The organism is Streptomyces sp. NC-S4 (genome assembly GCF_054353315.1).
Genome location: NZ_CM135937.1, coordinates 3,262,035 through 3,288,354, shown reverse-complemented (window position 1 = coordinate 3,288,354; position 26,320 = coordinate 3,262,035). Strand labels below are relative to the sequence as shown.

Annotated in this window: 20 protein-coding genes; 12 read left to right on the top strand and 8 right to left on the bottom strand. The window is 72.4% G+C overall.

Features of this window, described 5'->3' with window-relative positions:
- Positions 1-2: 2 nt before the first annotated feature.
- Together ACXNSR_RS14350 and ACXNSR_RS14345 are read right to left on the bottom strand one after the other, a co-directional pair.
- Positions 3-2,072, bottom strand: coding sequence for an acetyl/propionyl/methylcrotonyl-CoA carboxylase subunit alpha (locus tag ACXNSR_RS14350; protein ID WP_458642424.1), 2,070 nt, complete (start codon positions 2,070-2,072; stop codon positions 3-5).
- Positions 2,073-2,088: 16 nt separating this feature from the next.
- Positions 2,089-3,705 (bottom strand): carboxyl transferase domain-containing protein, encoded by a 1,617-nt coding sequence (locus ACXNSR_RS14345; protein WP_458642423.1) that lies wholly within the window; start codon positions 3,703-3,705, stop codon positions 2,089-2,091.
- Between the two features lie 99 nt (positions 3,706-3,804).
- Between ACXNSR_RS14345 and ACXNSR_RS14340 the strand changes: the two genes are divergently transcribed.
- The 3 genes from ACXNSR_RS14340 to ACXNSR_RS14330 all read left to right on the top strand — a co-directional run bounded on the left by ACXNSR_RS14340 (position 3,805) and on the right by ACXNSR_RS14330 (position 6,367).
- The gene (locus ACXNSR_RS14340) at positions 3,805-4,383 is read left to right on the top strand and encodes an SACE_7040 family transcriptional regulator (protein ID WP_458642422.1); all 579 of its coding nucleotides are present in this window, start codon (positions 3,805-3,807) and stop codon (positions 4,381-4,383) included.
- A gap of 56 nt (positions 4,384-4,439) precedes the next feature.
- On the top strand, positions 4,440-5,252 hold the full coding sequence (locus tag ACXNSR_RS14335) for a phosphatase (RefSeq protein WP_458642421.1): 813 nt from the start codon (positions 4,440-4,442) through the stop codon (positions 5,250-5,252).
- 269 nt (positions 5,253-5,521) lie between these two features.
- A complete protein-coding gene (locus tag ACXNSR_RS14330) occupies positions 5,522-6,367 on the top strand; it encodes a DUF4253 domain-containing protein (protein WP_458642420.1) in 846 nt (281 codons plus the stop codon).
- A gap of 48 nt (positions 6,368-6,415) precedes the next feature.
- Here the strand turns inward: ACXNSR_RS14330 and tesB are convergent, their stop codons facing one another.
- Entirely contained in the window at positions 6,416-7,294 is an 879-nt protein-coding gene (tesB, locus tag ACXNSR_RS14325) for an acyl-CoA thioesterase II (RefSeq protein WP_458642419.1), read from the bottom strand.
- 26 nt (positions 7,295-7,320) lie between these two features.
- The gene (locus ACXNSR_RS14320; protein WP_458642418.1) at positions 7,321-8,478 is read right to left on the bottom strand and encodes an acyl-CoA dehydrogenase family protein; all 1,158 of its coding nucleotides are present in this window, start codon (positions 8,476-8,478) and stop codon (positions 7,321-7,323) included.
- Positions 8,479-8,726: 248 nt separating this feature from the next.
- Here ACXNSR_RS14320 and ACXNSR_RS14315 point away from each other — a divergent pair, with 248 nt between their 5' ends.
- On the top strand, positions 8,727-9,698 hold the full coding sequence (locus ACXNSR_RS14315) for a hypothetical protein (RefSeq protein ID WP_458642417.1): 972 nt from the start codon (positions 8,727-8,729) through the stop codon (positions 9,696-9,698).
- Here the strand turns inward: ACXNSR_RS14315 and ACXNSR_RS14310 are convergent.
- On the bottom strand, positions 9,686-11,161 hold the full coding sequence (locus tag ACXNSR_RS14310; protein ID WP_458642416.1) for a helix-turn-helix domain-containing protein: 1,476 nt from the start codon (positions 11,159-11,161) through the stop codon (positions 9,686-9,688). The genes ACXNSR_RS14315 and ACXNSR_RS14310 overlap by 13 nt on opposite strands.
- Before the next feature lie 119 nt (positions 11,162-11,280).
- On the opposite strand from ACXNSR_RS14310, the gene speB reads away from it, so the two are divergent.
- The 5 genes from speB (at position 11,281) to ACXNSR_RS14285 (ending at position 17,259) form a co-directional block, all read left to right on the top strand.
- Complete coding sequence (speB, locus tag ACXNSR_RS14305; protein ID WP_030013156.1) at positions 11,281-12,243, top strand: agmatinase; 963 nt, start codon at positions 11,281-11,283, stop codon at positions 12,241-12,243.
- Positions 12,244-12,248: 5 nt separating this feature from the next.
- Positions 12,249-13,916: a thiamine pyrophosphate-binding protein gene (locus ACXNSR_RS14300; protein ID WP_458642415.1), complete on the top strand. Its 1,668-nt coding sequence runs from the start codon at positions 12,249-12,251 to the stop codon at positions 13,914-13,916.
- A gap of 64 nt (positions 13,917-13,980) precedes the next feature.
- Positions 13,981-14,430, top strand: a complete 450-nt coding sequence (locus tag ACXNSR_RS14295; RefSeq protein WP_458642414.1) for a hypothetical protein — start codon at positions 13,981-13,983, stop codon at positions 14,428-14,430.
- A gap of 29 nt (positions 14,431-14,459) precedes the next feature.
- Entirely contained in the window at positions 14,460-16,607 is a 2,148-nt protein-coding gene (locus tag ACXNSR_RS14290; RefSeq protein WP_458642413.1) for a hypothetical protein, read from the top strand.
- A gap of 1 nt (position 16,608) precedes the next feature.
- Positions 16,609-17,259 (top strand): hypothetical protein, encoded by a 651-nt coding sequence (locus ACXNSR_RS14285; RefSeq protein ID WP_458642412.1) that lies wholly within the window; start codon positions 16,609-16,611, stop codon positions 17,257-17,259.
- Positions 17,260-17,323: 64 nt separating this feature from the next.
- On the opposite strand, the gene ACXNSR_RS14280 is transcribed toward ACXNSR_RS14285, so the two are convergent.
- On the bottom strand, positions 17,324-17,542 hold the full coding sequence (locus tag ACXNSR_RS14280) for a hypothetical protein (RefSeq protein WP_458642411.1): 219 nt from the start codon (positions 17,540-17,542) through the stop codon (positions 17,324-17,326).
- 247 nt (positions 17,543-17,789) lie between these two features.
- On the opposite strand from ACXNSR_RS14280, the gene ACXNSR_RS14275 reads away from it, so the two are divergent.
- Positions 17,790-21,650 (top strand): ABC transporter ATP-binding protein, encoded by a 3,861-nt coding sequence (locus tag ACXNSR_RS14275; protein ID WP_458642410.1) that lies wholly within the window; start codon positions 17,790-17,792, stop codon positions 21,648-21,650.
- 43 nt (positions 21,651-21,693) lie between these two features.
- Here the strand turns inward: ACXNSR_RS14275 and ACXNSR_RS14270 are convergent, their stop codons facing one another.
- The gene (locus tag ACXNSR_RS14270; protein ID WP_458642409.1) at positions 21,694-22,308 is read right to left on the bottom strand and encodes an EF-hand domain-containing protein; all 615 of its coding nucleotides are present in this window, start codon (positions 22,306-22,308) and stop codon (positions 21,694-21,696) included.
- 238 nt (positions 22,309-22,546) lie between these two features.
- On the opposite strand from ACXNSR_RS14270, the gene ACXNSR_RS14265 reads away from it, so the two are divergent.
- Both ACXNSR_RS14265 and ACXNSR_RS14260 read left to right on the top strand, forming a co-directional pair.
- Positions 22,547-22,891 carry a hypothetical protein gene (locus ACXNSR_RS14265; RefSeq protein ID WP_458642408.1) on the top strand — a complete coding sequence of 115 codons (345 nt, stop codon included), beginning with the start codon at positions 22,547-22,549 and terminating at the stop codon, positions 22,889-22,891.
- 84 nt (positions 22,892-22,975) lie between these two features.
- Positions 22,976-24,409, top strand: coding sequence for an aminopeptidase (locus tag ACXNSR_RS14260; RefSeq protein WP_458642407.1), 1,434 nt, complete (start codon positions 22,976-22,978; stop codon positions 24,407-24,409).
- A 70-nt stretch (positions 24,410-24,479) separates the two neighbouring features.
- Here ACXNSR_RS14260 and ACXNSR_RS14255 read toward each other — a convergent pair whose 3' ends face one another.
- Entirely contained in the window at positions 24,480-26,249 is a 1,770-nt protein-coding gene (locus tag ACXNSR_RS14255) for a glycoside hydrolase family 3 protein (RefSeq protein ID WP_458643303.1), read from the bottom strand.
- Positions 26,250-26,320 lie beyond the last annotated feature (71 nt).

Genomic DNA, 26,320 nt, shown 5'->3' with positions numbered 1-26,320 from the left:
GTTCACGCGGCGTCCTCCTTGCCCTCGGCCGCGTCCTCGTCAGGGGTGACGACGGCCAGGATCTGGTCCATGGCGACCGTGCTGCCGGGGATCACGTCCAGCTCGGTGACGGTGCCGGCGTGCGGGGCGGAGATGACGTGCTCCATCTTCATGGCCTCGACGACGAGCAGGCTCTGCCCGGCCGTGACCTTGTCACCGACGGCCACCTTGACCACGGTGACGGTGCCGGGCATGGGGGCGGCGAGGGTGTCGGCCCCTGCCCGGCCGGCGCCGCTGAGGTTGGCCACGACGGGGTCGTACGTCTGGACGTGCCAGCTGTCCGCGTCGCGCCCGAGCCAGGTCCCCTCCGGGGAGGCCGCGTGGCTGAACCGGTGCGTGACGCCGTCGAGTTCGATGGTGACGGTGTCCGGGGTGCGGCTGACGATCCGGCCGAGGGCCGGTGCCGCCGCGAGGGCGAGCTCGGTGCCGGAGCCGGTGGTCCTGGTGCGGACCTCCACCGGGTCCGTCCCGGGAAGGCGGAAATGGTGCACGGTCCAGGCGGGCGTGCCGCCGAGGCGCCAGCCGTCGGCGGCGTCGAAGGGGTCGACCCACCCCTGCTGGTCCGGCCGGGCAACATCCCAGCCCGTCCGGCGATTGAGGACCGGGGTCCGGGGCAGAGCCCCGGTTCCCTGCGCCAGCAGCGCAGCAGCCGCGTACACCTCGTCCGGGACCCCCTCCGGCAGGAGGGACGGCAGATCGCGTTCGACCAGACCCGTGTCCAGGTCCCCGGACACCACGTCCGGGTGCGCCAGCAGCCTCCGCAGGAATCCGGCGTTGGTCTGCACGCCCAGGATCACCGTGTCCGCCAGCGCCGCCCGCAGCATGCGCAGCGCCGTCGGACGGTCCGGGCCGTGGACGATGACCTTCGACAGCATCGGGTCGTACGTCGAGCCCACCGGCACGCCCGCCGTCAGCCCGGAGTCGGTGCGCACCGCACCGCCGTCCGGCTCGGACAGGGCCAGCACCGTGCCGCCCGACGGCAGGAACCCGCGCGCCGGGTCCTCCGCGCAGACGCGGGCCTCGATGGCGTGGCCGGTGAGCGTCACCTCGGACTGGTCGAAGCCCAGCCGGGCCCCGGCCGCGACCCGGATCTGCTGCTCCACCAGGTCCAGCCCGGTGATCAGCTCCGTCACCGGGTGCTCGACCTGGAGACGGGTGTTCATCTCCATGAAGTAGTAGGAGGACGGGTCGCCGCCCGGCACGATGAACTCCACCGTGCCCGCGCCGACGTACCCGCAGGAGCGGGCCGCGTCCACGGCCGCCGCGCCCATCGCGGCCCGGGTCTTCTCGTCGAGCAGGACCGACGGGGCCTCCTCGATCACCTTCTGGTGCCGGCGCTGCAGCGAGCACTCGCGCTCGCCCAGGTGCACCACGTTCCCGTGGGCGTCCGCCAGTACCTGGATCTCGATGTGCCGCGGCCGGTCCACCCACCGCTCGACCAGCAGGGTGTCGTCGCCGAAGGAGGACCGCGCCTCGCGGCGGGCCGCCGCGATCTCCTCGGCCAGCACCGCCTCGTCGCGCACCAGGCGCATGCCCTTGCCGCCGCCGCCCGCCGAGGGCTTGAGCAGCACCGGCATACCGATCTCCGAGGCGGCCGCGACCAGTTCGGCGTCGGTCAGGCCGCTGCCCGAGGAACCCGGTACGACGGGCACGCCCGCCGCCTTCACGGTCTCCTTGGCGCGGATCTTGTCGCCCATCAGGTTGATGGCGCCGGCCGGCGGGCCGATGAAGACGAGGCCGGCGTCGGCGCAGGCCTGCGCGAAGGCCGCGTTCTCGGCGAGGAAGCCGTAGCCGGGGTGGACGGCCTCGGCGCCCGTCCGCTTCGCGGCATCCAGCAGCCGCTCCACCGACAGGTAGCTCTCGGCGGCCGCGGCCGGGCCGATGCGGACGGCCGTGTCGGCCTCCCGGACATGGCGGGCGTCCGCGTCGGCGTCGCTGAAGACGGCCACGGAGCGGATGCCGAGCTCCCGCAGGGTGCGGATGACCCGGACCGCGATCTCGCCGCGGTTCGCGACCAGAACAGTGCTGAACATCGAAGAGGTCCTCACGTCACATGCGGAAGATGCCGAAAGCGGAGTCGCTCAGGGGAGCGTTCGCGCAAGCAGTCAGGGCCAGACCCAGCACCTGCCGGGTTTCCATCGGGTCGATGACCCCGTCGTCCCACAGCCGCGCGGTGGCGTAGTAGGCGTTGCCCTGCTCCTCGTACTGCGCGCGGACCGGGGCCTTGAAGGCCTCCTCGTCCTCGGCGGGCCACTCCTGGCCCGCGCCCTCGATCTGGTCGCGCTTGACCGTCGCGAGCACCGAGGCCGCCTGCTCCCCGCCCATCACGGAGATCTTGGCGTTGGGCCACATCCACAGGAAGCGGGGCGAGTACGCCCGGCCGCACATCGAGTAGTTGCCGGCGCCGTACGAGCCGCCGACGACCACGGTCAGCTTGGGGACCCGGGTGCAGGCCACCGCCGTCACCATCTTGGCGCCGTGCTTGGCGATGCCGCCGGCCTCGTAGTCCTTGCCGACCATGAAGCCGGAGATGTTCTGGAGGAAGAGGAGCGGGATGCCGCGCTGGTCGCACAGCTCGATGAAGTGCGCGCCCTTCTGTGCGGACTCGGCGAACAGGATGCCGTTGTTCGCGATGATCCCGACCGGGTGGCCGTGGATCCGGGCGAAGCCGGTGACCAGCGTCTGGCCGAACTCGGACTTGAACTCCTGGAAGCGGGAGCCGTCCACGATCCGGGCGATGATCTCGCGGGCGTCGTAGGGCGTGCGCGAGTCGACGGGGACCGCGCCGTACAGCCCGTACGGGTCCACCTTGGGCTCTTCAGGCGCCTCGACCGACCAGGGCAGGGCCCCGCGCTCGGGCAGGGTCGCCACGATGTTCCGTACGATCCGCAGCGCGTGCGCGTCGTCCTCCGCGAGGTGGTCGGTCACGCCGGAGATCCGGGAGTGGACCTCGCCGCCGCCGAGCTCCTCGGCCGTGACCACCTCACCGGTGGCGGCCTTCACCAGCGGCGGGCCGCCGAGGAAGATCGTGCCCTGGTTGCGGACGATGACGGCCTCGTCGCTCATGGCCGGTACGTACGCGCCGCCGGCCGTGCAGGAGCCGAGGACGGCGGCGATCTGCGGGATGCCGGCCCCCGACATGCGGGCCTGGTTGTAGAAGATGCGGCCGAAGTGCTCCCGGTCGGGGAAGACCTCGTCCTGCATGGGCAGGAAGGCACCGCCGGAGTCGACCAGGTAGAGGCAGGGGAGACGATTCTCCAGAGCCACCTCCTGGGCGCGCAGGTGCTTCTTGACGGTCATCGGGTAGTACGTGCCGCCCTTGACGGTGGCGTCGTTCGCGACGATCACGCACTCGCGGCCGCTGACCCGGCCGATGCCCGCGATGACCCCGGCGGCGGGGGCGGCGCCCCCGTACATGCCCTCGGCGGCCAGCGGGGCCAGCTCCAGGAAGGGCGATCCGGGGTCGAGGAGGGTGTCCACGCGCTCGCGCGGGAGGAGCTTCCCGCGGGCGGTGTGGCGGGCGCGGGCCTTCTCGCCGCCGCCGAGCCGGGCCGCGTCGAGCCGGGCGCGCAGGCCCTCGGTCAGCTCGCGGTGGGCGGCCTCGTTGGTCCGCCAGGCCTCGGACGCCGGGTCCGCGGCGCTCGTCAGCACTGGTGCCTGCTGCATCGGTCGAGCTCCCTTGCTCGTTCCACGCGGTTAATGAGCGTTAACGCTTGTGGAACTCAGGTTAACGACCGCTAACGGCCCTGTCTAGAATGGTTTCCCATGAGCACCAGTGCGGCCGCCCCGACCCGTCGCGAGCAGATCCTCAGTGAGGCCGCTCGCCTCTTCGCCGCGCGTGGATTCCACGGCGTGGGCGTCGACGAGATAGGAGCCGCGGTCGGCATCAGCGGCCCCGGCCTCTACCGGCACTTCGCGGGCAAGGACGCGATGCTCGCCGAGCTGCTCGTCGGCATCAGCGAGCGGCTCCTCACCGGCGGCCGGCACCGGGTGGCGGAGGCGGCGGGGGACCCGGCCCGGGTGCTGTCCTCCCTCATCGACGGCCACATCGACTTCGCGCTCGACGACCGGGCGCTGATCACCCTGCACGACCGGGAGCTCGACCGGCTCCGGGAGGCCGACCGCAAGCTCGTACGGCAGCTGCAGCGCCAGTACGTGGAGCTGTGGGTGGAGGTCGTACGCGAACTGCACCCGGAGGTCGGCGAGGCGGAGGTCCGGGTCGCCGTGCACGCCGTCTTCGGCCTGCTCAACTCCACCCCGCACCTGGGGGCCCTCGGCCGGGAGGCCACGGAATCGCTGCTGCGCCGCCTGGCGCACGGGGCGTTCGGGGCGCTGTCGGCGTGAGCAGGGGCGTCCGCCGACCGGAATGGACGCGCCGCCTCCGGCCCGGCGGCGGCAGAATGGCCCGTATGCCGAAGCCGATAGAGACGTCCGTACCCACCCGCGCCGAACTCATCGACCACCTGGTCCGGACGCGGATCGCGGGGCAGGTCGCCACGCCGCGCGACAACAACCTGAGCCACTACCGCAAGCTCGCCAACGGTGACCGGCACTACTGGCTCGGCCTGGAACTGGGCGACCGCTGGACGGACGAGCAGGACGTGCTCGCGGTGATGGCGGAGCGCTGCGGCGTCGTGGACGACCCCGGGTTCCGCTTCGGCCAGGACACCATCGACCCGGAACTGACCGTGGCCGGCCTGGACCGCCTGGCGGCCCGGCTGCGCAAGGCGGCGGCGGACCGGCAGAGCGTGCTCTTCGCCACCGGCCACCCGGGCGGCCTCCTGGACGTCCACCGCGCGACGGCGGCGGCCCTGCGGGCGGCGGGCTGCGAGATCGTCGTCATCCCGCGGGGGCTGGTGGCGGACGAGGGCTCGGTGTGGCAGTTCGCCGACGTCGCGGTCCTGGAGCGCGGCGCGACGCTGTGGCACACCCACTCGCCGGAGCCGATGGCCGCGATCCTCGACGGCCTGGCCGCCGAGAACCGCCCGCTGCCGGACCTGGTCGTGGCCGACCACGGCTGGGCGGGCTGCGCGGCCCAGCGCGGCCTGGACGCGGTGGGCTACGCGGACTGCAACGACCCGGCCCTGTTCATCGGCGAGGCGGAAGGCACCGTCCAGGTGACGATCCCCCTGGACGACCACGTCCGCGACCCCCGCTTCTACGACCCGATGGTGGCGTACACCCTGGCCGCGGCGGGCCTGACGGAGGAGTAGCCGCAACAGGCACGAAGAAGCCCCGACCGGGATCCCGGCCGGGGCTCCTTGCGTGTCGCCCCTCGGTGCGTACGAGTGGTGTCGACGGACGCAGGCTTCGGACCGGCTTGGTGGGCCGGGCGCTGGCTGCGCGGTTCAGCGCTGCTGTGCGGCCGAGCGTACGTAGTCCACGCCGGACGGGTCATGGCGACCTTCGTGAAGGCGCCCCCCGCCCGGGCCCTGTTCAGCCTCTCGCTCCGGTTGTCAGTGGCCGTCGTTACGGTCGCCGTATGTGGAAGTCTCCGAAGGCGCGCAACCCGCTGTCCGTCCTGGCCGACGATCCCCAAGGGCGTTCCCTGGGGCTCGAGTTGCCCGCCGGGGGGCTCATCGATACGCCCGGGCGGCGGGGGTGGTGGCGGGAGGCCGCGCCGTTGCTGTGGGTGTCCGACGAGGCCGTGGGCGTCGGGGCGCTCGCCGCGCACCGGACTCCCGCGCTCGCGGCCGCCGGGCTGCAGGCCGTGCTGCTGCAGGGGCGGCGCGGGCTCGAACGGTGGTGGCAGGAGCGGGAGTTCGCGCCGGAGCGGATGTCCGACCCCGACGACCACCACGTCGAGCCGGTGCTGCGGGAGTTCTGGAGCGCGGTGGTGCCCGACCCCGAGGAGGGGGCGGAGGGGGAGGAGCTCATCGCTCCCTTCGGCCGGGACTGGCCCGGGCTCGCCCGGTCGGAGGAGGGGCCGGATCCGGATGCCGTCGCCTGCGGGCTCGCGGACGGGCTGATCGCGAGCGGCCATCTGCCGAGCCCGCGGCTCGCGCTGGTCCCCGCGGGCCGCGGGGCCGACGTACCGACCGCGATGGGCTGGTGCGGTCCGACCAACCACGAGAACGACACCGCCCTCATCAGCGCGGTCCTGCGTTCCTGGGAGGACCGTTTCGGCGCCCGCGTCGTCGCCCTCGGCTTCGACGAGCTCCACGTGTCCGTGGCGGCTCCGCCGCGTACGACCGCCCACGCGCTCCCCGTCGCCGCGGAGCACTTCGCCTTCTCGCCCGACAATGTCTGGCAGGGATCCGGCAGCATCCGTGCCTACGCCGACGAGGCGGTCACCGGCAGCAACCACTGGGGGTTCTGGTGGGACTGAGCCGCGTGGGTCGCGTGCGCCGGGTGCGCCGCGTGCGCCGGGCGGACGTCACGCACGCGGGACGCGTACGACACCCTCCTGGATGACCGTCACGGCCAGCCGGCCGTCCTGCGTCCAGATGCGGGCCTGGCCGAGGCCCCGGCCCGCGGCCGCCGAGGGCGACTCCTGGTCGTACAGCAGCCACTCGTCAGCCCGGAACGGCCGGTGGAACCACATCGCGTGGTCCAGCGAGGCGCCGACCACGTCGCCCACCGCCCAGCCGCCCCGCCCGTGCGCGAGCAGCACCGAGTCCAGCAGCGTCATGTCGGAGACGTAGGTGGCCAGGCACGTGTGCAGCAACGGATCGGCGCTGTCCAGCTTGCCGGCCGTACGGAACCACACCTGCGAGCGCGGCTCCACCGGTTCGCCGACGCTGCCCCAGGGCGGGGTCGTGGCGTAGCGCAGGTCCACCGCCTCCCGCGTCTCGATCAGCCGCTCCACCGTGCCGGGGTCGCGGAAGATCTCGCGGTACGCGGGCAGCGACTCGGCCGCGGTGGGCAGGGACTCCGGGTCCGGGGCGGACGGCATGGCGACCTGGTGGTCGAGGCCGTCCTCGTACTTCTGGAACGACGCGGAGAGGTGGAAGATCGGCTGGCCGTGCTGGACGGCGACGACCCGGCGCGTGGTGAAGGAGCGCCCGTCGCGGATCCGGTCCACCGAGTACACGATGGGCGCGCCGGTGTCCCCGGTGCGCAGGAAGTACGAGTGCAGCGAGTGCGCGGTGCGGTCCGCGGGGACGGTCCGCCCGGCCGCGACCAGGGCCTGGGCCGCGACCTGGCCGCCGAAGACGCGCGGTACCAGCGAAGGCCGGCTGGTACCGCGGAAGATGTTCTCCTCGATCTGCTCGAGGTCGAGCAGATCGAGGAGTGACGTCAGTGCCTCGTTCATGGGGGAAGGGTAGGTGCCCGGATCCCTTACAGGCCCATGGACTTGGCGATGATCGACTTCATGATCTCGCTGGTGCCGCCGTAGATGCGGTTCACGCGGTTGTCGGCGTACAGGCGGGCGATCGGGTACTCGTTCATGTAGCCGTAGCCGCCGTGCAGCTGGAGGCAGCGGTCGATCACGCGGTGCGCGACCTCGGTGCAGAACAGCTTCGCGGAGGCGGCCTCGGCGGGCGTCAGCTCGCCGGCGTCCAGGGCCTCCAGGGCGCGGTCGGCGACGGCCTGGGCGGCGTCCACCTCGGCCTGGCAGGCGGCCAGTTCGAACTTGGTGTTCTGGAAGTGCGCGACCGGCTTGCCGAAGACCGTGCGGTCGGTGACGTACTGCTGGGCGAACCGCACGGCCGCGGCGGCCTGGGCGTAGGCGCCGAAGGCGATGCCCCAGCGCTCGGAGGCCAGGTTGTGGCCGAGGTAGTAGAAGCCCTTGCCCTCCTCGCCGAGCAGGTCCTCGACCGGGACCTTGACGTCGACGAACGCCAGCTCGGCGGTGTCGGAGGTGCGCAGGCCCAGCTTGTCCAGCTTGCGGCCGATGGAGTAGCCCTCGGACTTGGTGTCCACGGCGAAGAGGGAGATGCCGAAGCGGCGGTCGTCCTCGCGCGGGGCGGAGGTGCGGGCGCAGACGATCACGCGGTCGGCGTGGACGCCACCGGTGATGAAGGTCTTGGAGCCGTTGAGGACGTAGTGCGTGCCGTCCTCGGAGAGCTTGGCGGTGGTCTTCATGCCCGCGACGTCGGAGCCGGTGCCCGGCTCGGTCATCGCCAGCGCCCACATCTCCTCGCCGGAGACGAACTTCGGCAGGTAGCGCTTCTTCTGCTCGATGTCGGCCAGCATCTTGATGTAGGGGAGGGCGAGCAGGACGTGCACGCCGGAGCCGCCGAAGTTGACGCCCGCGCGGGAGGTCTCTTCGTAGAGGACGGCCTCGAACTTGTGGGTGTCCAGGCCCGCGCCGCCGAACTCCTCGGGCACGTTGATCCCAAAGACGCCCAGCTCGCCGAGCTTGTAGTAGAAGTCGCGCGGCGCCTGACCGGCTGCGAACCACTCGTCGTAGACCGGGACGACCTCGGCCTCGACGAAGGCGCGGATGGTCTCGCGGAATGCCTCGTGGTCCTCGTTGAAAACGGTACGGCGCACAGCCGGCTCCCTTCGGTCGCGGCGGTCCGCCGCCATGCCTAAGCGCTTGCTCAGGATAAGTTACCGGCCAGTCAAACTGGCTGTCCAGAGTGGAGGCGCCGAAGAAAGGGTGGGGTGGCTCACCCCCCGGGGGTCCCGGCGGAGGCGGCTCGTCCGTGCCACCGCGGCCGGAGGGTGGCCGGAATGCGCTCAAGAATGCCTTGTTCGTGCTCTCACGTACCGATTCGCCCTCCCCTAATCTGCCCGGCATGCCACTTTTCCGGAGAGCGAAAAAGGCCGGCGCAGGTGTAGCGGGCGTACCGGACTGGTGCGCGTGGTTCAGCCCCGCCGACTGGCACACCTTTGAGGCGCTCCTCAACGACGTCTTCCTGGACGGGAACACGAGCGGGCCGCCCATGCGCTTCTCGGAGCACCGCCACCTCTCGCTCGCCGCCGAGGGCCAGACCGGCGCACCGCTGGACCTCGCGGAGATAGCCGAGCTGGTCCGCGCGCTGCCGCACGCGAACTGGCGGTCGGCCACCGTCTCCTTCCTGAACCAGAAGCAGCGGCTCGCCGAGCGCCGGCGCGAACTGGAACGCGCGGGCTTCGCCGAGGTCCGCAACCTGCTCATGCCGAGGCTGGTGACCGTCGACGCGGTGACCGAGCGCCACGCCCTGGCGGTCGCCCTCACCGAGGAGCTCGCGGCCGTCGTCGTGATCAATGTGGGCGGGACCCTCTCCGCACCCGTCCCGCCCGAGCAGTTCGACTCCTGGCAGGTGGACGGCGCCGAGGTCTGGGCCGCCGCCATGGCCAACCTCGACGCCGCGCCGGTCTCGCTCCAGTACAACGACGACGAGAACCCGCTGGTGAACGTCGAGGCCGACGGCGGATGGACCTCCACCCACCTGCTGCGGGCCGCCGATCTGATCGACCGCCCGGCGCCGCTCGGCATCCTCGCGATGGTCCCCTACCACGGTCACCTGATGCTGTGGGCCGTGTCCGGGCCGGAACTGCACACCTGCGTGATCGCCTACGGCCCGCTCGTCCGGCAGATGTGGGAGGAGGCCCCGGAGGGGTACCGGCTGAGCTCGCGCCTGCTGTGGATCGGGGAGGACGGGATCGAGTCGATCGGGGTCGATCCCGCACCGCCCGGCAGCAAGCAGCCCGGGGTGATCACCGGCTCCGCCCGCTTCCTGGAGATGCTCGCCTCCTTCCGCCCGCCGGACGACTACCCCGGCTGAGCGGGGCCGGGGCCGCGGCCGGGGCCGCGGTCGGAGCCGGTGCCGCGGTCGGCGGTCCGCAGCGCGAACCACAGCTCCATCCGCACGTCCGGGTCGTCCAGGTCCCGGTCCAGCAGTTCGGCGGCGCGCCCGACGCGCTGGCGGACGGTGTTGCGGTGCACGCCCAGGGCCGCGGCCGTGCGGTCCCAGCTGCCGTGGTGGGCCAGCCAGCCGCGCAGGGTCTGCCGCAGGGCGGGGGAGAGCGGCCCCAGCAGGGCCTCGGCATGGGCGCGCGCCTCGGCCTCGCCGACCAGGCCCGCGAAGCCGGGGTCGGTGTGGCGGGCCAGCGGGGTACGGGCCGCCTCCGCGCGCTGCAGGGCCCGCGCGGCCTGGGCGTCGGCCGTCGCCAGGGCGCCGGGCGCGGACGGCACGGCCGGTGCGCTCACCCCGAGCCGCCAGCCGCTCTGCGCGGCGGGCTCCCGGTCCGCGAGCAGCCGTACGCCGTCCTCGTGCGGGTCCAGCAGTACGGTGCCCAGCGCGGCCGCGAGGGCCTGCGGGTCCCCGGACCCGCGGGCGTGGACGGCGTACCAGGGCCCGGCCGCCAGGGCCGCGGCCGGATCCCCGTCGAGGAGCAGCCGGGTCAGGGCCGCAGCCTCGGCCCCGGCGGGCCGCTCGGCGGTGAGCAGGGTCAGCAGGACGGCGGCCACCGATGCCACGGTGTGGTCGCCGGGCGCGCGGGCCGGGGTCGCGGTGCCCAGCGCGGCCCGCCCGGCCAGGGCGTAGGCGGCCAGGTGGTGTCCGCCCGCCCGGTCGGTGGCGGTGGCGGGCCCGCCCTCGCGGCCGACCCGGGCCAGCAGCGCGGACAGGGCCTCCCACGCCGGAGCGGGCAGCTCCGGGCCCGCCGACCGGCCGCCCGGCCACAGGGCGACCGACCCGCCCAGGCTCGCCGCGAGCCGGGCCAGTACGGCCGGGACCGGGTCGGGGCGGGCCGCGGCCGCCGCCAGGGCCTGCTGGGCCTCGGTGACCCGGCGCAGCTCCCGGGTCCGGGCCTCGGCCATCAGCCGGCCCACCGCGCGGGCGACCGCCGAGAAGGGGGTCCGGGGCGGGACCTCCAGCAGCGGCAGCCCGTGCCGGGCGCAGGCCTCGGCCAGCGCGGCCGGGACCTCCTCGTGCACCGGGGCCACACCGAAGCCGAGCGCGGCCGCCCCCGACCCGGCCAGCCGGGCCACGTACGCGTCGGGGTCGTCGGCGGGGCCCGCCCCGGCGGTCAGCAGCAGTTCGCCGCCGAGCAGGTACGGGGAGGGGTCGGGCATCTCGGAGGCGTGCACCCCGTGCACCCCGGCGGTGGCCGGCCCGGCGAGGTGGCGCAGGCCGAGCTCGCGGTCGCCGAGCAGCGCGGCGAGGGCCACCGGCGGGGTGAGCGGCTCCCCGGCCGGGCCCTTGCCGTACTCCGGATCGCGAGCGTCGCGGGGAGAGCCAGGCATGGATACTCCGTATATTTCAGCTCTGCCAGATGGATGAAACGTACACTCCCCACCCCCTGGTGGCCCGCTTACGCTCGAAGTACCGCACACGTCAGGCCAGAGAAAAAAGAGGCACAGCCATGAGCACGCAGCCGCGCGGCCCCGTCGACTCCTCCCGCATCCCGCGCTACGCGGGCCCGGCGACCTTCGCCCGTCTGCCCCGCCTCGACGAGGTCGGCTCCGCCGACGTCGCCGTCGTCGGCGTGCCCTTCGACTCCGGCGTGTCCTACCGCCCCGGCGCCCGCTTCGGCGGCAACGCCATCCGCGAGGCCTCGCGCCTGCTGCGCCCGTACAACCCGGCCCAGGACGCCTCCCCGTTCGCGCTCGCCCAGGTCGCCGACGCCGGTGACATCGCCGTGAACCCCTTCAACATCAACGAGGCCGTCGAGACGGTCGAGGCCGCCGCCGACGAGCTGCTCGGCGCCGGCTCCCGCCTGATGACCCTGGGCGGCGACCACACCATCGCCCTGCCGCTGCTGCGCTCCGTCGCGAAGAAGCACGGCCCGGTCGCGCTGCTCCACTTCGACGCGCACCTGGACACCTGGGACACCTACTTCGGCGCCGAGTACACCCACGGCACCCCGTTCCGCCGCGCCGTCGAGGAGGGCATCCTCGACACCGAGGCGCTCTCCCACGTCGGTACGCGCGGCCCGCTGTACGGCAAGCAGGACCTGGACGACGACGCCAAGATGGGCTTCGGCATCGTCACCTCGGCCGACGTCTACCGCCGCGGCGCCGACGAGGTCGCCGACCAGCTGCGCCAGCGCATCGGTGACCGCCCGCTGTACATCTCCATCGACATCGACGTGCTCGACCCGGCGCACGCGCCCGGCACCGGCACCCCCGAGGCGGGCGGCATGACCTCCCGCGAGCTGCTGGAGATCATCCGCGGGCTGTCCTCCTGCAACCTCGTTTCCGCCGACGTCGTCGAGGTCGCCCCGGCGTACGATCACGCCGAGATCACCTCGGTCGCGGCCTCGCACACCGCGTACGAGCTGACCACGATCATGTCGCGACAGATCGCGCAGGCGAAGGGCAAGTAAGCGAAGTGACGCACGACCACGACCTGGTACTCCGTCCCACCGAAGCCCAGAAGGCGGCCGCGCTCGCGCCGCCGCCGGGCCGGACGGGCGGGGACCTGGTCGTGGAAACGCTGCGCTCGCTCGGCGCGAACACCGTCTTCGGCCTGCCCGGCCAGCACGCGCTCGCCCTCTTCGACGCGGTCGGCCGCTCCGACCTGCGCCTGGTGGGGCTGCGTACGGAGAACAACGCGGGCTTCGCGGCCGACGCGTACGGCCGGATCACGGGCGAGGCCGTGCCGCTGCTGCTCTCCACCGGCCCTGGCGCGCTGATGGCGCTGCCCGCCCTGGCGGAGGCGGCGGCCGCCTCGGCCCCGGTCCTCGCGATCTCCTCCCAGGTCCCGGTGGCGGGCCTGGGCGGCGGGCGGCGAGGGCACCTGCACGAGCTGCGGGACCAGTCGGCCTCCTTCCGGGACGTGGTGAAGTCCGTCCACACGGTCCGCACCCCCTCCCAGATCCCCTCCGTGATCGCGGAGGCCTGGGAGTCGGCCCTGACCGCCCCGCACGGCCCGGTCTTCGTCGAGATCCCCGAGGACGTGCTGCGGGACGCGACCGTCATCCCGCAGGTCACGGGCGTGGACGCGACCCCTCACGAACTGGCGCCGCGGCCCGAGCTCACGGCTCTCGCCGCCCACTGGCTGGAGAACGCCACTCGCCCGGTGATCATCGCGGGCGGCGGGGTCGTCCGCTCCGACGCGGCGGGCAAGCTCAGGCAGCTCGCCGAGCGCCTGAACGCACCCGTCGTCACCACCTTCGGCGGCAAGGGCGCCTTCCCGTGGACCCATCCGCTCTCCCTCCAGTCCTGGCTGGAGGACCGCCACATGACGGACTTCCTGGAGGACGCGGACGTCCTGCTGGTGGTCGGCTCGGGCCTCGGTGAGCTCTCGTCCAACTACCACACCTTCTTCCCGACGGGCCGGGTCGTCCAGATCGAGGCGGACCTCGGCAAGCTGGAGTCCAACCACGCAGGCCTCGGCATCCACGCGGACGCCCGCCTCGCGCTCCAGGCCCTGCTGGAGACGGTGTCCGAGCGCCCGGACCCCTCCGCTCCGGAGCGCGTGCGCCTGGTCCTCGCGGACATCGCGGCCCGTCTCGCCACCCAGGACGTGGCCCTCGAACAGGAGCTCCTCGGCTCGATCCGGGCCGCGCTCCCGGCCCGCTCCCCGTCCTTCTGGGACATGACGATCCTGTCCTACTGGGCCTGGTCCGCCTTCGACCCGAAGCACCCCAACACCATGCACTCGGCCCAGGGCGCGGGCGGCCTCGGCTACGCCTTCCCGGCGGCCCTCGGCGCGTGCGTCGCGGAACCGGACACCCCGGTGCTGGCGGTGTCCGGCGACGGCGGCGCGATGTACTCCGTCGCGGACCTGGCCACGGCGCAACAGCACGGCCTCGACGTCACCTGGCTGATCGTGGACGACGGCGGCTACGGGATCCTGCGCGAGTACGGCTGCGAGGCCGGCACCCGGCTGGCCGGCCCCGACTTCGTGGCGCTGGCGCAGTCCTTCGGCGTCCCGGCCGCCACCACCTCCCCGGAGTCCTTGACGGACGATCTGAAGGAATCCCTCAACACTCCCGGGCCTTCGGTACTGCTGCTTTCAGCCAAGCTCAAGATGTTCGCCCCCACTCACCTTTAGGGCCCCGCCCGGGTGACTCGTAGGGTGTGCGTGATCAGATCCGGGCGGGTAACGAGGGGGAACGGTGTCGTTCGAGCAGGAGTGGGCCCAGCAGAAGCAGGCCACGGCCGGCGTCTCGTCGCCGCAGATGCGGCTGAACCAGGTCCCCACCGACCCGGGAGGCTCCCCGGCGCCCGGCGCCGGTGCCGGGTACGGGGTACTGGCCATCACCCCGCCCGAGAAGAAGAAGGCGGCCAACACCATCGAGAACGTCCTGCAGCCCGGCACCACGAGGGCGGCGGACGCGGCCGACGAGCCCACCAAGAGCGCCGTCAAGGCCTTCAGCGGCTGGGACACGGCGGCAGGCCTGTCGAAGGCGCACACGCACTGGGACGACCAGGTGAAGCGCCTGATGGCGCGGCTGAACTCGGAGAAGACAGGCCTGCGCGGGGCTTCGACGCTCCTGTCGGGAACCGATCAGCTGACGGGCAGCAGCTTCCAGCCGGTGCAGTCCAAGGTCACCGGACTCCGCTAGAAGGCCACAGGGCTTTACCAAGGGAAGACATGCCGAACTACGCCGAGGTCATGCAGACGGACCTCTCCGCGCTCACCACCGCCGCCGACGGCTGGAAGGCCATGGCGACGCAGCTCAAGACCATGGAGGACGTCTACAAGGACGAGGTCCAGATCGTCTCCTCGGGCAACGGCTGGCTGGGCTCCAGCCAGCAGGCCGCCGCCACCCAGTCCGCCATGACGCGCCAGGAGTACGGAGCCGCGCAGAAGGAGGCCCTGGCCATGGAGTCGCTGCTCCGCGACGCCCACGCCCGGTTCACGGACCTCAAGGCCCGCGTGGTGTCGGCCGTGGCGGACGCCAAGACCGCCGGCATGAAGGTGTCGGACGCCGGCATCGCGAGCTACGACTTCAGCAAGGCCGACCCGGCCTCCGTGAACGCGATCCGCCACGACCCCGACCTCCCCGGGATCGAGCAGTCCTGGACAAGCAAGATCTCGGACACGGTCAAGGCAGTGACGGAGTTCGACGAGGACGTCAAGGTCGCTCTGCTGAACGCGTCGGGCGCAGACGGCACGGCGATGTTCGGCTTCAACTCGAAGCCCGTCAACGACGTCGAGGCCGTGGAGGCGCTGGCCCTCACCCAGAAGATCCGTGACGGCAAGGCCTCCCCGGAGGAACTGCGGCACTACAACGACGTCCTCAAACAGAACTCCGGGGACGCGCACTTCGGCGAGGCGTACCTGCACGCGCTGGGGCCGAAGGACACCCTGCTGCTGGCGGACCAGATGAACCTGGCGTCCAACGACCGCGGCGCGTCGGCGGCCGAGAAGAAGCTCTACGAGTCGATCAATTCCGGCCTCGCGGGGACGATCGCCTCGGGCACCAAGGACCCGACCAGCTACGCCTACAAGCCGTTCGTCGACGGGCTCAAGGGGCATGGCCCCGAGCTGGTCGCCAAGGGCCTGCGGCCGACGTACGGCTACCAGGCACTCGTCACGGTGATGGCGAACGGCAGCGGCTACGGCAAGCAGTTCCTCAACGACCTCGGCGACGGCATGATCGAGGCCGAGAAGTCGAAGCCGCACATGTACGACCACGCCTACGACTCCCAGCGCCCGAACCTGGTCTCGGACCCGCTGGACGGCCTGCTGGGCATCATGGCCAAGGACCCCGACTCGGCAACGTATTTCCTCGACCCCGAAGCGCCGGGCAACAAGAACGAGCACCTGAAGTACATGCTCACCGACCGGGACATGCCCGACCCCTGGATCTCGACCGGCGTCGGACAGCCGATCGAGATGGACGGCGACAAGACGGCAGGCCTGGGCGCCGCCATCCAGGCGGCGGCCACGGGCCACACGGACGGCGAGAAGCTGGGAGAGCCGGGCCCGCACACCGAGGGCCAGGCCCGCGTGATGCACAACGCCATCCGCCTCCTTGACGACGAGATGGGCGGGGACGAGTTCCCGGAGGACCTGGAGGGCCTGCAACAGCCGATGGCGAAGGCGCTGGTCGACTACGTGGCCGACACCCACGAGATCCTCGGCGGCCAGAACTCCGACCTGGGTGGCGTCGGTGGCAGCGACGCGATCCACGGATCGGGCGACAAGGCCCAGATCGCGGTGGGCCAGGGCAGCCTGATCCGCGTGATGCGCGGCATCGCGGACGACGGCCCGTCCTACGCCCTGCTGGTCGAGGCGGAGCGGGCCTACTCGGCGGAGCAGCTCGCGACCGCCGCGCCGTACAAGGGCGACCTGCACGGTGTGAGCGCCGACTGGGACAACCGCGCCCATGGCATCGGAGCGGCCGGCGGCGCGCTCAACGGCATCGGCGCCGACGTCTACAAGGACAAGGAAGACGACCAGGTCAAGTGGGCGGAAGGCACGTCCGAACACACGGCTGCCGCTGCGAACGGGCTCATCGGCGAGATCCCGGTCGTGGGCACGGTCGGTGGCTCACTGATCGACTCGCTCAAGTACGAGTGGGTCGAAGGCGTCATGGACGAGGCCGAGGCGCAGAGCAAGCAGGATTCCAGCAAGAACTACGCGGCGGGCGTGGAAGGCACCAACGAAATGTTCGATGCGTGGGGACGCCAGCGGAACGTCGGCGGCGACCCCGCGTTCACTCACGCCAAGAACGAAGCCGGCGAGGGGTTCACCTCGGGACGGGACGCAGCTCGTGCACACCTCATGCCGTGACGTGATCGAGACCCTCGGACGTTCGGCGGCCGCTCTCGTCTGTGTGGCGGCGCTGGCGTCGTGCGCCTCGGGCGAGCCCGAGGCGAAGGCCGACCTGTGCGGGATCGGCGCCGCTTCGGAGGAAGAGGCGCTCGTGCGGGAGATCCTCGGCACCGCGGACTTCGAGACGAAGACCCACAAGTCCGAGAGCGTGCTGGCGGACAAGGTGAAACAGGCATTGCCGGGCATGCGGCCGGGCAAGAACTCGTACTTCAACACCGCATGCAGCTACCGGGTGGAAGACGAGCACCGCGCCGTCAGCGCGACCTTCTCCTTCGGCTGGTCCCCTCGGGTACCTCCCGGGCCCCCTTCCGACGGAGTGTCCTACGAACTGAACGGCGCGAACGGTGTCACCAACAGGTCCAGCTCCACGCTGCTCGTCCAGTGCGATCTGCCCGGTGAACTCGGAGCGCAGTCGCGGAACGTGTGGTTCTCGGCGGACGCCTATTTCTCGTTCACGCCGGCCACCGGGACGGATGCGGTGGACCAGGCCGGTAAGGACCGGCGGATGACCCTCACCTACCTCATGACCCGCCGTGTCACCGACGCGCTCGGCTGTGAGAACAAGCCGCTGGAGAAGCCTCCTGTGGTGAAACCCGCACCTACCCCCTGATCGGGACCTCGGCCCGGCAGGGCTGCCACGCTCACGAATCCTGAAGGTGACCGGCCGTGAGCCGTCAGTCACCGTCCTCCTTCTCTTCGTAGGGGTGGAGGAGGAGGCTGACCACGGCCACGCCCAGCGCCGTACCCAGCCGGGCCCACGGGTTCTCCGTCAGCAGGCCGACGATCTTCGCCGCGAGCAGGGCGACGAGGAACGCGGTGACGTACGGGACGACGGTGCGGACCGTGCGTTGCACGAAGGTGCCGCCGGCCCGGTGTTCGTGGTGAGTGGACATGGTCCTCGATCCCTTCGCTGCGCCACCGCGGTCGGCGGGCGGCCGACTTCCAGCATCGGCAGCGCGCCCCCTCCGCCACAGATCCGGAAAGTCGTGACTTGACAGGGCCCGGCCCCGGCTCCCCACCCCGGTCGGACGCGGTCCGCGCGCCCCCGCCGCACGGCAGTGCGATTGTTGCGGCGGGATGAAATCCGCCGGTCGGAGCGTTGGCGCTTCCGGCAGGACAGGACGAACGGGGAGGCCTCACGTGGCGGCGGCAGAGACAGCGGCTGGGGAGAAACAGGGCTGGGGCAAGCGGCTGGCGGCCTACACCTGGCGGTACAGGACCAATGTGCTGCTGGCGCTCGGCTCCTCGCTGGCCGGCATGGCCGTGATGGCGGTCGTGCCGCTGGTCACCAAGGTGATCATCGACGACGTCATCGGGGACGGGACCAAGCCCATGGCGCCCTGGGCCGCGATGCTCATAGCCGCGGCCCTGCTCGTGTACGTACTGACCTACATACGCAGGTACTACGGCGGGCGGCTCGCCCTCGACGTGCAGCACGACCTGCGCACCGACATGTACGCCACGATCGCCCGCCTCGACGGGCGGCGGCAGGACGAGCTGAACACCGGTCAGGTCGTCGGCCGCGCCACCAGCGACCTGCAGCTGATCCAGGGCCTGCTCTTCATGCTGCCCATGACGATCGGCAACTTCCTGCTCTTCGGGATATCCCTCGGGATCATGCTGTGGCTCTCGCCGCTGCTGACCCTCGTCGCCCTGCTCATGGCCCCCGCCCTGTGGTTCATAGCCAAGCGCAGCCGCAAGAAGCTCTTCCCCGCCACCTGGTGGGCCCAGGGCCAGGCCGCCGCCGTGGCGACCGTCGTCGACGGGGCCGTGACCGGCGTCCGCGTCGTCAAGGGCTTCGGCCAGGAGGAGCAGGAGACCGGCAAGCTGCGCGAAGCCGGCCGCCGGCTGTTCGCCGGGCGGATGCGGACCATCCGGCTCAACTCGCGCTACACCCCCGCCCTCCAGGCCGTCCCCGCGCTCGCCCAGGTCGCGATGCTGGCCCTCGGCGGCTGGATGGCCACCAACGGCCAGGTCACCCTCGGTACCTTCGTCGCCTTCTCCACCTACCTCGCCCAGCTCGTCGGACCCGTCCGCATGCTCGCCATGGTCCTCACCGTCGCCCAGCAGGCCCGGGCCGGCGTGGAGCGCGTGTTCGAGCTCATCGACACCGAGCCCGAGATCCGGGAAGGCACCCACGAGCTGCCCGCCGACGCGCCCGCCACCGTCGAGTTCGACGACGTCCGCTTCGGCTACGACCCCGAGCGGCCCGTCCTCGACGGGTTCTCGCTCTCCGTCGAGCAGGGCGAGACCGTCGCCGTCGTCGGGTCCTCGGGCAGCGGCAAGTCCACCGTCGCGCTCCTGCTGCCCCGGTTCTACGACGCCGACGGCGGCACCGTCCGCGTCGGCGGCCACGACGTCCGCGAGCTGACCTACGACTCCCTGCGCGGCGCGATCGGCCTGGTCCCCGAGGACTCCTTCCTCTTCTCCGACACCATCCGCGCCAACATCGCCTACGGGCACCCCGGCGCCACCGAGGAGCAGATCGAGGCCGCAGCCCGCGCCGCCCAGGCCGAAGGTTTCATCCGGGCCCTGCCCGCCGGGTACGACACCAAGGTCGGCGAGCAGGGGCTCACCCTCTCCGGCGGCCAGCGCCAGCGCATCGCCCTCGCCCGCGCCATCCTCACCGACCCCCGGCTGCTGCTCCTCGACGACGCCACCTCCGCCGTCGACGCCCGCGTCGAGCACGAGATCCACGAGGCCCTGCGCTCCGTCATGGCCGGCCGGACCACCCTGCTGATCGCGCACCGCCGCTCCACGCTCGCACTGGCCGACCGGATCGCCGTACTCGACCGCGGACGGCTGGCCGACATCGGCACGCACGAGCAACTGGAGAGCCGCTCCGCGCTCTACCGCAGGCTGCTCACCGACCCGGACGCGCTCGGCGCCGCCTCGCCGCGGACCCCGGACGCCCGGGTGATGACCGAGTTCGAGCGCGAGCTCGACCGGGACCTCGAACGCGGCATCGAGCTGGAAGCCGAGATCGACTCGGAGCCCGTCAACGCCAAGCGCCGGGTCGCCGGCGGGGTCACTCCCGAGCTCTGGCGCCGCCAGGACGAGCCCGACGGCGCCCCCGGTGCCGGCCTCGCTCCCGCCCCCGCCGCCGGCGGCGCGCCCGGAGCCGGGCACTCCATGGCCGGCTCCGTCTCCGGCATGCCCGCCACCCCCGAACTGCTCGCGCAGGTGGCCGCGCTGCCGCCCGCCGACGACCTGCCCGACGTGGACGAGACCCGCGCCGCGGCCGCCGAGGAGAGCTACGGTCTGCGCCGCCTGCTGCACGGGTTCTGGGCGCCGCTGGCCATCAGCCTCGGCCTCGTCGCCGCGGACGCGGGGGCCGGACTGCTGCTGCCGATCCTGATCCGGCACGGCATCGACCAGGGCGTCGAGCAGGCGGTGCTCGGCGCCGTCTGGGTGGCCGCCGGGCTCGCCCTCGCCGTCGTCGTCGCGCAGTGGGCCGCGCAGTTCGCCGAGACCCGCATGACGGGCCGCACCGGCGAGCGCGTGCTGTACGCCCTGCGCGTCAAGATCTTCGCCCAGCTCCAGCGACTCGGCCTCGACTACTACGAGCGCGAGCTGACCGGCAAGATCATGACGCGGATGACCACCGACGTCGACTCGCTGAGCTCCTTCCTGCAGACCGGGCTCGTCACCGCCGTGGTCTCCGTCTTCACCTTCTTCGGCATCCTCGTCGCGCTGCTCGTCCTGGACGTCGAGCTCGCGCTGATCGTGTTCGCGACCCTGCCCGTCCTGGTCGTCGGCACGATCGTGTTCCGCCGCAGGTCCGTCGCCGCCTACGAGCTCGCCCGCGACCGGGTCAGCCTGGTCAACGCCGACCTCCAGGAGTCCGTCTCGGGCCTGCGCATCGTCCAGGCCTTCCGCCGCGAGGGCTCGGGCGCCAAGCGCTTCGCCGAGCGCAGCCACTCCTACCGCGAGGCCCGGGTCCGCGGCCAGTGGCTGATATCCGTCTACTTCCCCTTCGTCCAGCTGCTGTCCTCGGGTGCCGCGGCCGCCGTGCTGATCGTCGGGGCGGGCCGGGTGGAGGCCGGGACGCTCACCACCGGCGCGCTGGTCGCGTACCTGCTCTACATCGACCTGTTCTTCGCGCCCGTCCAGCAGCTCTCCCAGGTCTTCGACGGCTACCAGCAGGCCACGGTCGCCCTCGGCCGCATCCAGGGGCTGCTGCGCGAACCCACCACCACCCCGCTGGCCGAGCGGCCGCGCGCACTGGAATCGCTGCGCGGGGAGATCGCCTTCGAGGACGTCCGCTTCCAGTACGGGACGGCCGAGGAGCGGGGCGAGAAGGGCGAGGCCCTGGCCGGCATCAGCCTGCGGATACCGGCCGGGCAGACCGTCGCCTTCGTGGGCGAGACGGGAGCCGGGAAGTCCACGCTGGTCAAGATGGTGGCCCGGTTCTACGATCCGACCTCCGGCCGGGTCACCGCCGACGGCGCGGACATAAGGGAGCTGGACCTGACGGCCTACCGCCACCGGCTCGGTGTCGTCCCCCAGGAGGCCTACCTCTTCCCGGGGACGATCCGTGACGCCATCGCCTACGGAATCCCCGGTGCGAGCGACGCCGAGGTGGAGGCCGCCGCCCGCGCGGTCGGCGCCCACGACATGATCGCCACCCTCGACGGCGGCTACCTGCACACCGTCGCCGAGCGCGGCCGCAACCTCTCCGCGGGCCAGCGCCAGTTGATCGCGCTGGCCCGGGCCGAGCTCGTCGACCCGGACGTGCTGCTGCTCGACGAGGCCACCGCCGCCCTCGACCTGGCCACGGAGGCACAGGTCAACCAGGCGACGGACCGGCTCGCGGGCAAGCGCACCACCCTGGTGGTCGCGCACCGGCTGACCACCGCGGCGCGCGCCGACCGGGTCGTGGTCATGGACCGCGGCCGGGTGGTGGAGGACGGCACCCACACCGAACTCCTGGCGCGCGGCGGCCGGTACGCCGCGCTGTGGCGCACCTTCGTCGGCGAGGACGAGCGCGCCGCGGCCTGAGCGGACCGCCCGCCGGAGACCGCCTTTCGGGGACGCCCCGGGATCAGAACTCGCCGAAGAGCAGGTTCCCCGGGGCGTCTTCGTCGTTGCCGGTGTAGTACTCGCGTACCGCGCCCAGGAGTTCGTCGACCGTCAGCCGGCCGTCCCCGTTCGCGTCGATGCGGTGGAAGAGGGCCTCGGTGTCGGCGGGGCTCAGCCGCGTGTCGAAGGCCTCCTGCGCCCGGTGGAACTCCTGCGGGCTGATGAGCCCGTCGCCGTCGGTGTCGACGATCGTCAGGATCGCGCTCATCATCGGGCGGAACGAGCGGTCGTAGGCGGGCCCGCCCTGCGCGTACAGGCGGGTCATGCCCTGCTTGTACTCCTCGGGGGTGAGCTTGCCGTCCCGGTCGATGTCCAGCTCGGTGAACAGGTCCTGCCAGAAGTTGGCCAGCCCGCCCATCACCCGCTCCGCCTTGGGCGAGTCGGCCGGCTCCGCGAGGGCCGTCAGCAGCCGGGAGCCGAGCGCGATGATGTCGTCGGCGTCGATCACTCCGCTCCGGTCGGCGTCCAGGTGCGTGAAGGCGCGCGCCAGCTTGCGGTCGAGCAGGTCGTTCGTCATCTCAGGGCCTTTCACGGCTGCCGCCACCGCCGCGGTCACGGCGAGCGGGGTGTGGATCACCTAGCGTATTCGCCCCTTCGGGCGTGAACTCCCGCTGTCCTGCCGGGGGGTGGCGGATGCACCCGTACGAGGGAGGGCGGCTGGCGCCGGCGGGCCGGGCCCTTGCGCGCGGCAACCATCCGAGAGGTTCGGGCGTCGTACGTGCGTGCGCGTGCTGTACGTACGACCGATCGGGGGCAGGGTGTTGCAGGGGTGGAGGAACAGGGGCCGCCGGGTCGCGTCCCTGGGGGTGTTCGCGGTGGCGCTGTGGCTCTGCGCGGGCGGGCTGTGCACGTCATCGGCGGCGCAGGCCGCGACGGAGGGCTGCGGGGGCCGGCTGGCCCGGACGGTGGCGTTCGAGACGGGCGAGGTGCGGGTCTACAAGAGCCGCAAGCAGGCGTGTGCGATGACGGTGGCGCGGGTCTCCGGCGAGCGGCGCCGGATGGCGGTGAGCATCCAGCCGCGCGGTGGCGCCCCCGTGCGCGAGGCCGGGCGATTCACCCGGTATGCCGGGCCTGTCACTGTGGGCGCGATCAACCGCTGCGTGTATGTAAAGGGGAGCGTGGGGGCCGGATCTGCGGATTCCGGCTGGATCCTGTGCTGATGGACAGGCCCAACTAGGTCTGGTCAGTGGTGCGTTGACCCGGCTAGGTTCACGGCGACCGAAGTGAACTCAAGGGGAGGGTGAATGCGCAAGACGCTCGGATGGCTGCTGTCGCTCGTGGTGCTCATCGGCACCGTGGGTGCGGCCGGCTCCACGGCGCAAGCGGCCACAGCCGTGCAGCCCGCGGCCGCCACGGACATCAAGGACCAGATCCTCGGCATTCCCGGGATGAGCCTGATCGAGGAGAAGCCGTACCCCGGCTACCGCTTCTTCGTACTGAACTACGAGCAGCCGGTGGACCACCGGCAGCCGTGGAAGGGCACCTTCAAGCAGCGCCTGACCCTGTTGCACAAGGACGTCTCGCGGCCGTCGGTGTTCTACACCTCCGGCTACAACGTCGGCACCAACCCGCGCCGCAGTGAGCCGACGACCATCGTCGACGGCAACCAGGTGTCCATGGAGTATCGATTCTTCACTCCCTCCCGGCCCGACCCGGCCAACTGGTCGAACCTGGACATCTGGCAGGCCGCCAGTGACCAGCACCGCATCTTCACCGCCCTGAAGAAGATCTACAAGAAGAACTGGCTGGCCACGGGCGCCAGCAAGGGCGGCATGACGGCGACGTACTACGAGCGCTTCTACCCGCGCGACATGGACGGCGTCGTCGCGTACGTCGCGCCCAACGACGTCGTCAACCACGAGGACTCGGCCTACGACCGGTTCTTCGCCAAGGTCGGCACCAAGGAGTGCCGCGACAGGCTGAACGCCGTCCAGCGCGAGGCGCTGGTGCGCCGCGGGCCGCTGGAGGCCAAGTACGCCGTCGCCGCCGCCGAGAACGGCTGGACCTTCACCACCATCGGCGACCTCGACAAGGCCTACGAGGCCGTCGTCCTCGACTACGTGTGGGCCTTCTGGCAGTACAGCCTGCTCGCCGACTGCGCCTCCGTCCCGGCCGCGGCCACCGCGAGCGACCAGGAGATCTGGGACACGATCGACGCGATCTCCGGCTTCTCCGCCTACACCGACCAGGGCCTGGAGACGTACACGCCGTACTACTACCAGGCGGGTACGCAGCTCGGCTCCCCGGACATCAAGCAGCCGCACCTCAAGGGCCTGAGCCGCTACGGCTACCAGCCGCCGCGCAACTTCGTGCCCCGCGACATCCCCATGACCTTCCAGCCGGGGGCGATGGCGGACGTGGACAAGTGGGTGCGCGACAACGCCCACCAGATGCTCTTCGTGTACGGGCAGAACGACCCGTGGGGCGCCGAGCCGTTCCGCCTCGGCTACGGGGTGCGCGACAGCTACGTGATGATCGCGCCGGGCGCCAACCACGGTGCGAACGTCGCCAAGCTGATGGACGGTGAGAAGGCCCTCGCCACCTCCAGGATCCTGCAGTGGGCCGGGGTCGCCCCGGCCGCCGCGCTCGCCGACGCGGGGAAGGCGGCGCCGCTGGCGGCGCCGGACGCGCAGCTCGACCAGCGCGACCTGGAGCGCGAGCCGCAGCTGCGGCCGTAACCGGGAAGCACGGCACGCGGGACACGCGGGCCGCGCAGGACACGCGGGCCGCGGGCCGGCGCCTGAGGGATCAGCGCGTCAGCCCGTGGCCCAGCGGGTAGCGGCCCGGGACCGGGACGGGCAGGCGGCCGGCGGGCCGCAGCGCCCCGGTGAGCACCCGGGCCGCCGCCCGCATCTCCACGTCCGTCCACGAGTACGTCGCCAGCTCCGCCGCGCACTTCGGCAGCCGGGCGCTGTCGTAGGGGTTGCGGACCGCCAGCGAGACGACCGGCACCCCCGTCGCGATCAGGTCCGCCACCAGCGTGCGCTGCGGACTCTCGCCCTCCGGGACGTTGTACGTGCACACCAGCACCGCCGCGTGACCGGCCGCCGCGGCCGCGGCGCGGGCCGGCGGCACCGCCGTGGCCCGGCAGCCCAGGGCGGTCAGCTCCCGGGCCAGTACGGCCGTAGGGGGTCCGGTCGTACCCGTGGGGGAGACCGGGTCCGCCCCGGTGACCAGCAGCCGTGGTCCGGCCGTCGCATCGAACGGCACCAGCCCACCGGGATCGGCCAGCAGGGTCGTCGTGGCGGCCGCGATCGCGTCGGCGGCGTCGAGATGCTCCCGGACGCCCACGACGGCGTCCACCTCCCGGCCCGTCGTGTACGCCTCGTCGAGCAGTCCCCGGCGGGCCTTCAGTTCCAGGATCCGCAGCACCGACTCCTCGACGCGCGCCTCGGTCAGCTCGCCCGATTCGACGGCCGCCCGCACGCTGCGGTGCGCGAGGCCCAGGTCCGGCGGGTTCAGCAGCTGGTCGCAGCCCGCCAGGAGTGCCAGGACCGGGACGCGGTCGTCCCCGTACTTCTGGCGGACCCCGGCCATGTCCAGGGCGTCGGTGACCACCACCCCCTCGAAGCCGAGGCGTTCGCGCAGCAGACCGGTGACGATCGGCCGGGAGAGGGTCGCCGGGTCCCCCGAGGGATCGAGCGCGGGGAAGACGATGTGCGCCGTCATGACGGCGTCCACGCCCGCCTCCACCGCGGCCCGGAAGGGCGGCTCGTCCAGCTCCTCCCAGGCGGCCCGGGTGTGCCGCATCACCGGCAGCCCGACATGGCTGTCGGTCTCGGTGTCCCCGTGGCCCGGGAAGTGCTTGGCGGTGGCCGCGACCCCGGCCCGCTGGTAGCCGCGGACCTGGGCGGCGACGAGCTCCGCCACCGCGTGCGGGTCGGAGCCGAAGGACCGGACGCCGATCACCGGATTGACCGGGTTGACGTTCACGTCGGCCACCGGGGCGTAGTCCTGCCGGACTCCCATGGCGGCCAGCTCGGAGCCCGCGATGCGCGCGGCCCGCAGGGCGTGGGCGGTGGAGCCGGCCGCACCGAGCGCCATCGCACCCGGGAGCAGGGTCGCGGGCTTGCCGATCCGGGCGACGGCGCCGTGCTCCTGGTCGGTGGAGAGCAGAAGCGGGATCCGCGCACCGGTGGTGAGGGCGGCCTGCTGGAGGCCGACCGAGAGCGCGGCGATCTGCTGCGGGGCGCGGGTGTTGTGGGCCCAGGCGAAGTAGATGATCCCGCCGAGGTGGTAGCGGGACACCAGCTCGGCGGCGGTGCGCACCCCGAACGCCGCCAGGTTCTTCTCGGCGTCCACCGGGTCGGGATCGGTCGCCGAATGCCCGTAGGCCCGCGAGACGAAGAGCTGCCCGACCTTCTCGTCGAGGCTCATCCGGTCGACGAGCGCACGCAGCCGAGCCCGGCCGTGACGGCCGCCGGGGGGCCGTGCGTCGTCGGGTGTGTCGGGGGTGTCGGGGCCGCGGTGGGAGCCCACCGCGGCGGAGGACGCCCCGGCGGCCGTGACGGCGACCATGGCGGCCGCGGCGAGCAGGTTCCGGCGGGAGGCGTGGTACGGCACGCGCCGGACCCTACCGCTGCGGTTCG